Here is a 13,882-nt window from a genome sequence, read left to right on the forward strand (position 1 = left end):
GGGTTTAAACGGGTTTCTTTAAAATAGCAAAAAAGGAGAAATCAGGAATCAAACTCAATGGCAAAATCCGTCCTTCCACCCCTCAGCCACCACTTACTAAAAAAATTTCGGCAAATTCTTCTAATACCCCCCCCCGAGGAAAAACATGCTTGTTCCTAGGGTGTTTGAAAGCGATTTAAACAATTTGCTTTCAAATGTTGGGTCTGTACCTGGTTTAACTTTAAGAAGCATCGTACTTGTATATCTTGCCCAGCCGGTATCTAAATGAACCATCCCCAAGTTTTTTTCCAACCCCCGGGGCCGGCCATAAGAATTTAAAAAAAACATTCGCTTTATTCAGTTCGAAAAAGGTGATTCGCAGAATCAACAGAAGGGCTGGGTATAAAAAGTTGTGATTGATTAAAATAAATGATAATCATCACTATAACGAACGCGGCTATAAAATATGAAAAGTCTTTTAAGAAGTATCTGAGAAAGGTTTTCGGGAAATGCCGGGTACATACACTATTTTTTATACCGGCACTAATTGAAGGAGGATGCAAAGCACAAATAGCTGTAAAGGAAGATGTTAAAACAAATTAATAAACATAGGACTGTTCGACAACGAACACTGTGTTTTAAATTTGATACAAAAGAACCGGTATTTATTTGATTTTTAAGATTAGCCGGAAGCCAGGAAAAGGTTACTTCTTAACAAATTGAAGCGAAGCCGAATTCATACAATACCTAAGTCCTGTTGGCTTCGGTCCGTCTTCAAAAACGTGGCCTAAGTGACTTCCACAATTACTGCAATGCACTTCTCTTCGAACCATACCAAACGTCATATCTCTGTTCTCTTCAACAGCTTTTTTATGTAATGGCTGGTAAAAGCTTGGCCAACCTGTTCCGCTCTCAAACTTAGTGTTGCTGCTAAATAGCGCTTGTCCACAGCCGATGCAATTGTACAACCCTTTTTCATGGTTACCATGGTAGGCATTATTAAAAGGCGACTCTGTGCCTTCCTTTCGTGCCACCCGGTATTGTTCATCTGTCAATTGCTTTTTCCATTCTTCATCAGTTTTAGTTACAGCAAATTTCTTATGCTGCGCTTGAGAACAGGATGCTATAAATAGCACAAGACTCAATAATTGAAAAAGAGCTTTCATGTGTAGTTTGTTTTAATGTTTATACAAGCCTAACCAATACAGAAAGGTTTTTTTTAAAGGCGAGCTTCATTTAAGCCGCGGTTAAAGCGGTACTTATAGTTTGATTGCTTGAGACTTTTATTAACGAGCCGTCAATCTTAATCAAACTTTCGTTGTGTCACTCCCTTGTACTTCATCTTTCTAATTCAACTTTTTTCACATTTCACTTGCCCCCCTTCCTAAATCTAAGCAAAATTGGCCCAGGCTTCAAGGGCAAATTCTACAGCAAATGATCTATCTGTTACCCTTGCTCAAAAATTCGTAATCGTCGTTCTTTACACTTTATTCTTTTTAAAAAAGCCGACACAAAAATATGTAGTACAAGGGTGTGACACAACCCAGGATGAATGAATACCTACTGTTTAGTTCATTAAGAATAGAAAAGTGCAATGTGAATAACTTTAATTTTTTCAGGTGGCATTTACGGAAAATATTAAATTAGGTTTTTCGTTTTAACCTTAGATTTAGTTCTCTTCTTCAAACCATATGTAGTGAATATATTCCTGGTAGTCTTTCTATTGCTTGCTTTTATATGCTGTGTACCAAAAAAGGTAAAAGCAGGCGACACCCTGCTGTACAACAATAAATACTCGGTTGCGTGCCACAACTGTTATCAAAAAAAATATTCCTCCAGCCTTGAAGAAGCCCTTGCTTATACATCTACGCTGGAACTGGATATTTGGGACTCTCAATACTTCGTTGGTAAAAAAAAGTGCTCGGGCAACGATTGGTTTGTAAAGCATAGTCTTTTTCAAAAAGGCAATAAAAATTGTGCAGGAGGTTCTCTTAGTAAATGCCTGCTGGAAATTGAACAATGGACAAGAAAGAATCCGGAGCATGAAGTGCTTACTATTTATATTGATAAAAAGGAAGATTGGGGAAGCGAAAAGTCTCAAAGGCGCCCACAGGATTTAGACAACCTCATCGCCTCTATTTTTCCATCAGACAAGATTCACTCTCCAAAGGAGGTGTTACAAGAAAATGACAACCTGCGAAATTCGGTGCAGGGTTGCAACTGGCCGTCGACGGACGAGCTAAAGGGAAAAATAGTTTTTGTAATAACGGACGCAACCATACTTACCAGAAAAAATAGAGTGCTTAATAAGTACCTGGACAGACAACAGAATAATTCGTTGTGCTTTGTTGCCCCCCGGATAAAGAAGAAAAGTGAAATAATTAAACCAAGAGGCTTATCTGATGAAAATATCTCAAATGTCATTTTCTATAACCTCGGTTATAAGCACTCAGGGTTGTCTTCTGCCATAAGTTCGAGTAACTATATTAATAGGGTTTACAATTCTCCTGAAACATTAGCCAGCATTAATGCCCTGGCGGACCGGAAGGTAAATTTTATTGCGCTTCACAACTATAAATTGCGTGGCTGCCAAACGGCGGTAACTGAGGGAGCAGGAAAGTGATTAGTGGTGCTTACCTGTCTCTAACAAACCTTTTTACAATAATAGACTGAAACGTTTGGTTCGGTGCTATCAATTTTTCAAAAGCAAAGATGCCAACGATTGCACAGGCAATACCTGCAAGCACATCAAGAATATAATGGTGATTGCTATAAACGGCAGCAAACCATATACCTACTACAACGACAGCAAAGAAAATATTTATAACACCCAGCCTGTTTTTAATTCCATAATATAAAACGATTATATTGTATGCAGAGTGTAACGACGGCATTGCAGCAAATACATTAGAGCTTTTAGCATATAATGCATTAAAAATACCTGCATGAAAGAATTCATCAAAACGGTACAAGCCGGCAGTATTACCTGGAGTATGAGGATTAAACTTAAACCCGTAATGCTGAACATACCACGGCGGTGCAGCAGGGTATAAATAATAGCCCGCAAAACCAACCAGGTTTACCAACAGAAAAGTTAATGCGAAGTACATAAACTGCTCGCGTCGTTTTGTAAAAAAAAGATATCCGGCAAAAAAGAGAGGAACGGGTACCCAACACAAATAGAAAATACCACTTAGTATATCAAGCGAAGTGTAGGTGTTTTGTTGCCAGTATTCGTTGGGCGTAAGCAACTGCCCTTTTACATCAATTCCAAACAGGTTTTTTTCGGCGTTATACAGACTTTCAATATGAACAGTATTGTAGTTATAATTTGGAAATGCCTTCATGTAGTCGAAAACTATCCAAAAAATAATAAAAACAGAAAACCCGGTAATAAACTTCCGGGTTGAAAATGAGAGATAGTACAGTACATTAAAGATTAAAACCAGCACTAACTGCTCTGGCTTATAACCTATCAAAACTTTTGATAACAGCAGATACGATAAAGATATTGTTGAAGTTAGGAGAATATCTTTTTTGGCAAATAACCCTGAATATGTTGCCGCCTTAGCCGGTTGGTACATTATTTCTTCTTTGGAAAATCGGAGTCTAATATTTTATCCCATAATACAGAACTCACCCCGTAACCTTTTGTTGGGTCGTCGTAATGATGAAGCATATGATGTTGCTTTATTTTCTTCCAAAAGGAACTTTTAAAATTAGCATGATGAATGGCATAATGCGTCATATCATATACCAGGTATCCTAAAATAAAACCAGGAAAAAATGCATACAGGTTTACTTTAGCCAGCAACAAAGAAAACAGAAAATAAAAGAGTGCAGCTAAAGGAATACTTACCGAAGGAACCATTACCAACCTTTTGGAATCCCTTGGATAATCATGGTGTACCCCGTGAAAAATAAAATGAAGTCTTAAGCCCCACCCTGATTTTGGAAGATAGTGGAACAGGTAGCGGTGTAAGACGTATTCGGTAGCTGTCCAGACAAAAATTCCTAAAATGAAATATCCGATAAAAGCTGCAGGCGTTATATCATTTAGAATTGCTCGGTAAATAAAAAAAACAACCGCAGGCCCAAAAATAAATAAGGGCACCGAAAAATGAATTTTAGAAAGGCCCTCCAAAAAATCATTTTTAAACATCCTCACAGACTCTCTTGAATTAGACACATAATTCTTCTTCATATAAAACCAATTGATAATACTTATATTTTTCTTCTTTCTGTCACCTCTTTACCATTTGATGGATCTACACCTTTTATCTCAACGTATTCTACATTAGGTGCCCAAAATGAACCGCCATTTATTTTAACAAAGATACGATTGATGATAGCTTGTTTTTGATTAATTGTACCATAGACATTGTATCTATTGTTAGGTCCCTTCATCAGTAACATAGGGAATTTTTTATAAGAAACAAAATTTAGCTCGTACTTATCTTGCGAGATCAGTGTGCTTTTTATGCCGTATGCAAATTTCTTTTGTACGAAATTCAGCTCCTCTTTTTGACCTTTCTCGGTATATCTTATCCAATATACTTGCACCGGCTCCTCGGTATTAAGAACATTGTTATTGTAATTCAACTCGCAAATTATAGTGTTCGTATTAGCGGTTCTCTGTAAATAAAAGAGTTGATTGGGGCCAGCGGCAGGCACAGGAAATCTTTCTTGTGCACCAACGATAAGTGTAGTAGAGCATACAAGAAGTAGTAAAAGAGAAATCGCCTTTTTATACATTACCCTGTTCATTTTTATTTTTATCTTTTAAATCCAACGCTTTTTTGGCAGCATATAATCTTCTGAATGCAGTAATATTTGTAAGAACAGCCATAATAGTTATGGGCAATGTAAAAACGGTCATTGTTTCAAAAACATGAAAAGGAAGGCCTGGCACAAAAAGTTTAAAATTGCCGCCAATGGCATGGGCAGTTAGGCCGCAGGCAATAGCCGAAACACCAATTAAAACAACCCGTTCTGGTCTCTGCATCAGCCCACCCTTGTTTTGAATACCCAACCCCTCACTTCTCGCACGCGTATAACTCACCATCATCGACCCGATGAGGGCTATAAATGCAAATAAAGAACTGATGAAATAATGATGGGCAACAAGATAATAACAGATACCAAGAAACATGATTAGTTCACTATATCTATCTAAGACTGAGTCGAATAATGCGCCAAAGGTCGAGCTCATGTTTCCCAGCCGTGCCACCTGGCCGTCGAGCATGTCAAACAAACCCGCAAAAAGAACCAGGGCGCCGGCCCATCCAACATATCTAAAATCTGCGCGGCCGCCTTCCTCGGCGCCTGATATAAAAATAACTGCTACACCTATGTTCAACACTAATCCAATAGTAGTAACAGCATTTGGCGTAAGGCCTAGTTTTATTAACCTCCTTACCAGGGGATCAATTATTTTATAAATCGTCTTTTGAAGTTTATCCCTTAACTCTTGTTTTGCCATATTTCTAAAAATCAAATTTTACCCTTGTTCTAATTCCCCGACTCTGTTACGTAATGATACTTTGAATAAGTAAGCCTTTTGACGAAATCAAACCTCAAAAGCTTAAAGCTATTTTGCCATCCCTTTGCTCCTCTGATCTAAGGGGATTTGTTTAAAGTGTATAGGGGCGAGCGCACCACCTTTGCCGATAAAAAATTTAATCGTCGATACATTAAGATCGGGATTGTTTTTATCAAGCACCCCTCCGTATAAAACTTTAGCAAGCCCCACTTTCCACCACTTTAATTTTGCAACAAAGGTATTTTATTTAAGAAGAACCCCTTAAAATGCTAGTCAATGCTAACAGCTGCATAATGGTTGCTTGCAAATTGTAAAAAAGCGAGCAGTAGCAACGGCAGCGGGCAAAAACAGCACTAAAGTAATTTTACCAAAAATCTTTTTCCTTATTCAATCAATTATTTTTAAAAACATATTTTTTTTGTAGCACGTAGTTGTAACAAAAACCTACGATCAGCGATACAAAAAGTTTTGCAAATACATAATGAACTTTTAGCAACTTGGTCATAATGTACATACCGCCTGTATTTAAAATCAAGTTACCGGTCCAAACAAGACCGTATCGAAAAGCTTGTTGATGCACCTTTCTTTTTCTTGATTCAAAAACCCAGGTTCTACCTATGAAAAAATTAAGAACGCCGCCGCAGACAGTTCCGGTTGTACTTGCAATAACAACATCAACGCGAAAAAAATTTACTAAAAAAATAGTGATTAGGTAATCAAAAAATGAAGCAATCGAAGAGGAAATATTCGCCTTAAGAAACGTGAGCATTTTTTTATAACAACGTTGCGCCTTCTGACAAAAGCTTTTAAGAAAATTAGTGTTGGTTTAACCGGCCTTTGTTTTTCAAGGCCTCATAGTTGCGACGCTCCGTTTGTATGTCGTACTACTATCGACCTTTCATTTAATTTATACAGCTTTTGATGACTGCAGAAATTGTATACCACCGTAAAGAGCCTTTTAACCAGCTAATTTTGACTCTTTGTGGATGTAAAATGCAAAAAAAAGAATTAGGATCTCAAACAATACATCTACTTTTTAAAACAAAACTAACAGCAGTAGCTTTCATACAACGGGGTATCGTTCTAAACGGTAGAATAACGTTCTAAAAGGTTTAATTGTTTTAAACAGGTTATAGGAAACATAACGGTTTAAGCATTAATTGCACAGAAATAAATAAAACGTACAAGAGTGCGACGCAACAAAAGCCAGAAGTAGCAATGCCGCCCGGTTCAAAAAAAAAACCCTGACGAAAACTATTAAAACAACTTACACTCAACTATTACCATCAGCAAGGCATGTGCATATAAGCCCGCCAATACATCATCTGCCATTACCCCCCACCCTTTCGGCAACGCTTCCATTTTTTTAATAAATAGCGGTTTAGCAATATCAAAGAATCTGAAAAGCACAAGCCCGGTCAACACATATTGAAGTGTTACCGGCAAAAAAATTAAAGTAACTATCATTCCGGCTACTTCGTCAATCACCACTTTGCTACTGTCTTTACCCCAAACCTTGTCAACTACGTTTCCTGACCATACGCCTGCAACGCAGACCACTGTTGCTAAAAAAATCTGAAAAGTAATTGTAAAAGCTTTTTCAGGTATTATAAGCCATATTAGACAAAGTACGACTGAAGCTACTGTTCCTCCGCCCTTTCCTACATACCCAATTCCAAAAAAAGTCGCAATTAGTTTATGTAGTTTAATCATAAAGTATGAAAAAGGTGTGCATCGCGTTATCAGGCGATCTCTGAAATATCAATAGTTTTTCTAACAATTATAACCACTGGTTTTGCTTGTACCACCCAAGCGTTTCTTTAAGCCCCTGTTGCAGGTTGTAAGAAGGATTGTAATGTAAATTGGTTTTTGCTTTTTCTATATCGCAGCACCAGTTTATTGCCGTTAACTCGTTTAACTTTTCGAGGTTTATAGCAGGGGTTTTACCTAACATTCCGTAAGTCTTTTCTAATACCAGTGCAAATCCTTTAACGACCGGCAAAGGCAAATGAACCTTGATTGTCTTTTTATTCAATACACTTTTTGTAATGTTTGCCATTTCGTAACGATTATAACAATTTCCATCTGTAATATTATAGGCACCATTGGCGGCATCCGAAGTAAACAACGCATTAACCGATAGGGCAGCAAGATCTTTTACATATACAAAGCTTAACTGCTGTGGTATGTGTCCAATATATGGTTCGAAGCCTTTGCTAAATGTTCTTAGGATGATAAAGATGTCTTTATCTCGTGATCCATACACGGCTGTTGGTCTTAATATTATTAATGGAAGTGCGAGCTTCTTTAGCTGTTCTTCAGCAAGTAATTTGCTTTGTCCATAAGCTGTAACAGGGTGGGGATTTTTATGTTCGGTAATAAGCTCCTGTGTCTGGTCTGAAGGGCCGAGCGCTGCAAGGCTACTGATAAAAACAATCTTCTTTAGATGGCCAGCATTTGCAGCTGCATTGGCAAGATTAAGCGTATATGTAGCATTGACTGTATTGTATTCTTCCTGGTTTTTAGCTTTAGTAGTTCCGGCCGCATGGATGATGAAGTCGTACTCTTTTTCTTTCAGCTCTTTTTGAAGACTTTCTACGGAGTTGAAGTTGAGATGGATATAGTTGATTTTGTGCGAGGATAAGTGCTTAATATCACTTGTTTTTCTAACTGCGGCATATACATCCAAACCTTTTGCAAGAGCTGCTTCAATTAAATGAAACCCTACAAAACCACTTGCACCAGTTATCAGGACCTTTTGCTTCATAGTGCTTTTTCATAAATACGGTACTTCTTATACACTTTACCATTAATATTCTGCATCGCCTTATTCATCATTTCATTTGTTTCAAGTATCCACGAAGCCTCGCCTCCTTTTATTTTTTTCTCACCCGCCTTTTTTATGATTTGAGCATAAAAGCAAGCTTCGATACCCATTAAACGGTAATCCTCCACTACACCCAGCGTTATTATTCGTACAAAATCAATTTTCTTTAATCCTAAAAGCAGCTTAAAAATACCTGTAGGAAAAAGTCTTCCTTTTTTAATCTTTTTTTGAATTTGATTAACGTCGGGTACAGCAAGGGCAAACCCGATCATTTTATTTTGGTGTTCTGCTACCAGGCAAAAGTCTGGATCTAAAATCATTTTTAGATCTTTTGCGAGGTAATTAAATTCATTTTCGGTGGCGGGTACAAATCCTAGGTTGCTATCCCACGCCGAATTATATATCTCTCTTACTTTGGCTACTTCGTTCTTAAAATCTTTTACATTGATCTTACGTATGGTAATGCCTTTTTGCTCCAGCCTTTTCATTAATGCCTCCTGAAGCCTTACAGCCCTGTCGCTTACCGTATCTGTTCTTAGCTCATAAGCAAACAAATCAACTTGCTTATGCAAACCGTTTTGTTCGTATAGCTTTATGTAATAAGGCTGGTTATAAGTCATCATTGCCACGGCGGGCTTATCAAAACCGTCAATTAAAACACCTACTGTTTCGTTCGTGGATGGATTAACGGGACCGATCATTGTAGAAACCCCTTTCGCCCGCAACCACTTTTCGGCTTCTTCAAATAAAGCCTTCGCAATGGTGATATTATCGACGCAGTCGAAAAATCCAAAGAAACCGTCGTTGGCTTTGTTGAATGTATTATGGTTGTTGTTAAGAATTGCAGCTATTCTTCCCTTCACCTTTTTATCTTCATCTAAGGCTATGAAGCATTGGAGAGAAGAATGTTCATGAAAAGGATGCTTACCCGGCGTTAATATGTCTCTCTGTGCAATAAAAAGTTCAGGAACATAATTTGGATCATTTGCATAGAGATCGTGAGGAAAATCAATAAAAGCAGCAAGCTGTTTTTTTGACGTTACCGGGTCAATTCTTATCATAATTCGAACTTTTGCTTCATCCTTGGTATCTCCAGACGAGCAGCAACTTTAGTTAGTTTTTCTACCGCCTCTTCAATTTGAGAAAATGAATGCGTTGCCATTAAAGAAAAGCGGATAAGAGAAGCATCGGATGGAACCGCAGGAGAAACAACAGGATTTACAAATATTCCGTCTTCCTGCAGCATCTTAGTAAGCATAAAAGTTTTATAATTATCTCTTACATAAACAGGAATAATAGGGCTTTCAGTTGGACCAAGTTCAAAGCCTTCCTCTAATAACAACTGCTTTGCATAGTGTGTATTAGCCCAAAGTTGCTCTATCCGTTCCGGCTCTGCCTGTATTATTTCCAACGCGGCTAACACGCTTGCTACTGAAGCCGGTGTCATACTGGCGCTAAAAATTAAAGAACGGGCTTTATGTTTTAAATAGTCTATGATAACTTCATCGCCAGCAACGAAACCTCCCAATGATGCAAGGGACTTGCTAAAGGTGCCACCTATAAGATCTACTTTATCTGTAACTCCAAAATGCGATGCAGTTCCCGATCCATTTTCACCGATAACACCAAGACTATGTGCGTCATCTACCATTATGTTTGCGCCATACTTTTCTGCGATGTCTACTATTTCAGGCAGCTTTACAAAATCACCTTCCATACTAAATATACCATCAACCACAATTAGCTTTATGGCTTCTGCTGGCAAAGCAGCTAGTTTTTGCTCAAGGTCTCCCATATCGTTGTGGCGATATTTAATGGTTCTTGAAAAAGAAAGCCTGCAACCATCAATTATTGAAGCATGATCATATTCATCAAGAATAAGATAATCGGTTCTTCCGGTAACACAAGACAAAACACCAAGGTTTACCTGGAAGCCCGTACTAAATAGTAGTGCAGATTCTTTATTTACATATTTTGCAAGCTTCTGCTCTAGCTCGATGTGTATATCAAGTGTACCATTTAAAAAACGCGAACCGGCACATCCGGTTCCATATTTATCTATCGCTTTTTTGGCGGCTTCTTCTATCTTAGGATGGTTGGTCAAGCCCAGGTACGAGTTTGAACCAAACATCAGTACTCTTTTGCCGTTCAGCACAACTTCGGTATCCTGTCCACACTGTATCACTCTAAAATAAGGGTAAATACCTTGTTGTTTAATCAAAGCAGCATCTTTAAACTGCTCTATCTTCTTATGTAGTTTTTTCTGCATTATCCAATATTTAAGAAGCCTTGCACATTTTTCTATTAAAGTATAATATTAAACATCGTTTGCCATTTTATTAAAGAATGAAAGAGGGTGTTGTCTTTCATATAACAAGTGGTATAAAACTTAAAACTAATGATTATAACTGTTTATTCCTGCTTTTAAGACTTTAAGTTATTTTCACTCTATCCACACTTTCATCCTTTAATTCCGTCAACCATTATATCTACAAGCAGGTCCGGTCCGTTCTCACAATTTCGTACAAAGCTCGATGCAGTCAATGGTAATTCAATACCTCTAAAAGCTGCTACAAGTGTAAATGAAAACAACTCAATATCTCTTTCTTCCAATTTTTTAAATTCCCCCGTCTGTACCCCGTCTTTTAGAATTTCTCTTATTAAATCTATTTGCGTTTCATCGTGTTTTTGTTTCAGTTTCAAAACCACGCCGATGTGGTTAAAGATATCTTCGTATACTACCGAACTCAAATTATGAAACTTCTCCATTACTCTTGACCGCGTTCTTGAATATGCTTTTAGTTTATCCTTTCCTGTCATAGCCACATTAATGGCCTGCTTTGTAAGACGTAAAAGATTTTTCAATTCTTCCTCCACTACTGCCTCAAAAATTTCAGTTTTCCCCTGGAAATAATAATACAAGCTACTTTTCCCCTTGCCTAAGGAGTTAGCTATATCCTCCATGGTTGTCTTCTTCAATCCATGCTGAGCAAATAAAGTTTTGGCAGTAGAAAGTATTTCCCTGACCATAAACTCATCTTTTGCAACTTGTTCCAGCATTTTCGACTATTTGATAAAAACGGTCCAAAAGTAGAATGAAAAACTTAATTAAAAAATAATTTTGGAAAGGGCGTCACAATAAGAAACAATCGGCAGTACCGGCAATAAAATAACATAGCATTATTGCATGCTGGTAAACGATAGAACTTATGGTACTAAGACTATACAACAAGCACCTGATTGAAAAAAAAGTTCTCTTACTTATTCTTCAACGGCTCTAATAAATAATCCAAACCGTTTATTTTTATTTCATACATTGTTGCCAGCAGCACTCCTAACTTTCCTTTCGGAAATCCTTTTCGCTGAAACCATTCAAGGTATGAAACCGGTAGCCTATGCATAAGTACGTCCTTGTATTTACCAAAAGGCATTTTTACTGTTACAAGTTGCAAAAGTACTTCTCCGTTAGGTTGAGATTCTTCCATTTTTTATAGAGCGAGATGTGTTTGGAGGAGTAAAACAATACCTGGTGTCACCTTCTGGTTTATGAGGGAACTATAAAGTGCTATTCTTCTTCATAAAATTCCATCAGGGAGCCGAAGTACACTTCATCCCAACCTTCAATAATATCTTCAAATGCTGTGTCGGGAATATTTATATGTCGTAACTCTACCGACGTTCCACTTTTATGTGGATGAAGTTTTATGGTTACAATTGACTCTTCCTCCTGGTCTCCAAAGTACCATTCCTGCACAATTTTTTTTCCATCTTCAAATTCCAAATTTCTTCCTGCAATACTTTCGTTCCATAACGAAAACTCCGAGCCAGGCTCGGTTGACATTTCTGCTTTCTGCCCGCTCCATAGTTGTATAGTTGCAGGATTGGTGAGTGCAAGGTAAACTTCTGAAGGCTGAGCGGGAATGAGGTAATATTTCTTAAAGTCTTTCATTTTATATTTAAAAGATGCGAACCTTCGGTCTAATTTTTAAGCCCCGCAATATTACTACTATTTCACTTTTGTTGCGTCGCACGCTTGTACGTTTTATGGTATTGCAACTTTTTCAGCCTAACTTTTATTCCCGTATTTTTAAACAACTAATGCCTACTGAAAGTATGACTAAACTCATTTCTGCAATCTTATTGCTGTTTACATCAGCTTTATCTGCACAGCAAAAAAAACCTGAAGGTATCTCCGCAGAGCGTGCGAAAATAGCACGCGAAATGGATAATTCGATAAGAACAGAACTTTTAAACAAATGGTACCCTCAATCTGTGGATAGCTTACATGGAGGTTTCCTTTCCACATTTACTTATGATTTTAAACCAACCGGCACGCAGGACAAAATGATTGTAAGCCAGGGCCGTCATGTTTGGACAAATGCAAAAGCGGCCGAAGCCTACCCTTCGGTCCCTTATTATAAACCGGCAGCTGCACATGGGTTTAAATTTCTAAGAGATAAGATGTGGGACAAAACGTATGGCGGTTTCTACAACCTGGTTGACCGCCAGGGAAATGATAAAAGTGACCAACGCAAACCAAAAGAAGCTTATGGCAATGCATTTGGCATTTATGCACTTTCAGCCTATTATAAAGTCTCGCGAGATACCAGCGCTCTTAATCTTGTAAAAAAAGCATTTTTGTGGATGGAACAACATAGCCACGATCCAATCTATAAAGGTTATTACCAACATTTGCAAAGAGACGGAACACCGGTAGTGAGAGATAATACAGTGGCCTCCACTGCTGACCTCGGATATAAAGATCAAAATACTTCAATTCATCTGCTCGAAGCGTTCACAGAATTATACAGTGTTTGGCCCGATGAGCTCGTAAAGCAGCGTTTGCAGGAAATGCTTTTTTTGATAAGAGATGTAATTACTACAAAAAAAGGCAACCTTGTACTTTTCTTTAAGCCCGACTGGACCCCTGTTTCTTTCAGCGACTCTACTGAGGCTTCAATATTAAAACACAGAAACCTGGATCATGTATCATTTGGACATGATGTAGAAACTGCCTTTTTGATGCTTGAAGCATCGCATGCGTTAGGGTTAAAGAATGATAAGGCAACTATGAGAGTTGCTAAACGAATGGTAGATCACGCATTACGAAATGGGTGGGACAGTACGGTAGGAGGATTTTACGATGAAGGCTATTATTTTAAAGGGCAGCAGAATATTAAAATAATATTAGACACAAAAAATTGGTGGGCACAAGCGGAAGGATTAAATACTTTACTTCTAATGGCCGATCATTTTCCAAACGATGAAATGCATTATTTCGATAAGTTTAAACAGCTATGGCAATACACGCAAACCTACCTGATAGACCATAAGTATGGCGACTGGTACGAGGGCGGGCTGGACAAACAACCGGCAAAGCAAACCGCATTAAAAGGGCATATATGGAAAGCGACCTATCACCATTACAGGTCTTTGTCTCATTGCATTGAACGTTTAAAGGGAAACGGGGAAAAATTTAATTAGAAGCTTTTGTATGAAATGTGGTAGGAGACGCACGACGTAGAACCCTGGTA

The 13,882-nt window shown here is 37.9% G+C and carries 15 protein-coding genes; 2 read left to right on the plus strand and 13 right to left on the minus strand.

The features are described 5' to 3' along the window. Positions 1 to 683: 683 nt before the first annotated feature. Complete coding sequence (msrB, locus tag JWR87_RS04045; RefSeq protein WP_297815891.1) at positions 684 to 1,145, minus strand: peptide-methionine (R)-S-oxide reductase MsrB; 462 nt, start codon at positions 1,143 to 1,145, stop codon at positions 684 to 686. A gap of 530 nt (positions 1,146 to 1,675) precedes the next feature. Between msrB and JWR87_RS04050 the strand changes: the two genes are divergently transcribed. Next, the gene (locus JWR87_RS04050; RefSeq protein WP_297815894.1) at positions 1,676 to 2,602 is read left to right on the plus strand and encodes a Ca2+-dependent phosphoinositide-specific phospholipase C; all 927 of its coding nucleotides are present in this window, start codon (positions 1,676 to 1,678) and stop codon (positions 2,600 to 2,602) included. 10 nt (positions 2,603 to 2,612) lie between these two features. Here JWR87_RS04050 and JWR87_RS04055 read toward each other — a convergent pair whose 3' ends face one another. The 12 genes from JWR87_RS04055 to JWR87_RS04105 all read right to left on the minus strand — a co-directional run bounded on the left by JWR87_RS04055 (position 2,613) and on the right by JWR87_RS04105 (position 12,297). After that, positions 2,613 to 3,563, minus strand: coding sequence for a phosphatase PAP2 family protein (locus JWR87_RS04055; protein WP_297815895.1), 951 nt, complete (start codon positions 3,561 to 3,563; stop codon positions 2,613 to 2,615). Beyond that, a complete protein-coding gene (locus JWR87_RS04060) occupies positions 3,563 to 4,183 on the minus strand; it encodes a sterol desaturase family protein (RefSeq protein WP_297815896.1) in 621 nt (206 codons plus the stop codon). The genes JWR87_RS04055 and JWR87_RS04060 overlap by 1 nt, the downstream gene beginning before the upstream one ends. Positions 4,184 to 4,203: 20 nt before the next feature. After that, complete coding sequence (locus JWR87_RS04065; RefSeq protein ID WP_297815898.1) at positions 4,204 to 4,746, minus strand: DUF4833 domain-containing protein; 543 nt, start codon at positions 4,744 to 4,746, stop codon at positions 4,204 to 4,206. After that, positions 4,727 to 5,461, minus strand: coding sequence for a CDP-alcohol phosphatidyltransferase family protein (locus tag JWR87_RS04070; protein WP_297815901.1), 735 nt, complete (start codon positions 5,459 to 5,461; stop codon positions 4,727 to 4,729). The genes JWR87_RS04065 and JWR87_RS04070 overlap by 20 nt, the downstream gene beginning before the upstream one ends. 451 nt (positions 5,462 to 5,912) lie before the next feature. Beyond that, positions 5,913 to 6,290 (minus strand): GtrA family protein, encoded by a 378-nt coding sequence (locus JWR87_RS20235; protein WP_366090111.1) that lies wholly within the window; start codon positions 6,288 to 6,290, stop codon positions 5,913 to 5,915. 488 nt (positions 6,291 to 6,778) lie between these two features. After that, entirely contained in the window at positions 6,779 to 7,234 is a 456-nt protein-coding gene (locus tag JWR87_RS04075; protein ID WP_297815905.1) for a phosphatidylglycerophosphatase A, read from the minus strand. Between the two features lie 67 nt (positions 7,235 to 7,301). Then, a complete protein-coding gene (locus JWR87_RS04080) occupies positions 7,302 to 8,288 on the minus strand; it encodes an NAD(P)-dependent oxidoreductase (RefSeq protein WP_297815908.1) in 987 nt (328 codons plus the stop codon). Beyond that, on the minus strand, positions 8,285 to 9,409 hold the full coding sequence (locus JWR87_RS04085; protein WP_297815910.1) for a hypothetical protein: 1,125 nt from the start codon (positions 9,407 to 9,409) through the stop codon (positions 8,285 to 8,287). The genes JWR87_RS04080 and JWR87_RS04085 overlap by 4 nt, the downstream gene beginning before the upstream one ends. Beyond that, positions 9,406 to 10,617 carry a pyridoxal phosphate-dependent aminotransferase family protein gene (locus JWR87_RS04090; protein ID WP_297815913.1) on the minus strand — a complete coding sequence of 404 codons (1,212 nt, stop codon included), beginning with the start codon at positions 10,615 to 10,617 and terminating at the stop codon, positions 9,406 to 9,408. The genes JWR87_RS04085 and JWR87_RS04090 overlap by 4 nt, the downstream gene beginning before the upstream one ends. A 191-nt stretch (positions 10,618 to 10,808) precedes the next feature. Continuing rightward, positions 10,809 to 11,408: a TetR/AcrR family transcriptional regulator gene (locus JWR87_RS04095; RefSeq protein WP_297815915.1), complete on the minus strand. Its 600-nt coding sequence runs from the start codon at positions 11,406 to 11,408 to the stop codon at positions 10,809 to 10,811. A 197-nt stretch (positions 11,409 to 11,605) separates the two neighbouring features. Next, positions 11,606 to 11,833 (minus strand): DUF3820 family protein, encoded by a 228-nt coding sequence (locus JWR87_RS04100; protein ID WP_297815918.1) that lies wholly within the window; start codon positions 11,831 to 11,833, stop codon positions 11,606 to 11,608. 80 nt (positions 11,834 to 11,913) lie between these two features. After that, a complete protein-coding gene (locus JWR87_RS04105) occupies positions 11,914 to 12,297 on the minus strand; it encodes an SRPBCC domain-containing protein (protein ID WP_297815921.1) in 384 nt (127 codons plus the stop codon). Positions 12,298 to 12,461: 164 nt separating this feature from the next. Here JWR87_RS04105 and JWR87_RS04110 point away from each other — a divergent pair, with 164 nt between their 5' ends. Then, complete coding sequence (locus JWR87_RS04110; protein WP_297815924.1) at positions 12,462 to 13,832, plus strand: AGE family epimerase/isomerase; 1,371 nt, start codon at positions 12,462 to 12,464, stop codon at positions 13,830 to 13,832. Positions 13,833 to 13,882: the final 50 nt, after the last annotated feature.

It is taken from the genome of Segetibacter sp., from assembly GCF_025963695.1.
In the GTDB taxonomy this organism is placed as follows: domain Bacteria; phylum Bacteroidota; class Bacteroidia; order Chitinophagales; family Chitinophagaceae; genus Segetibacter.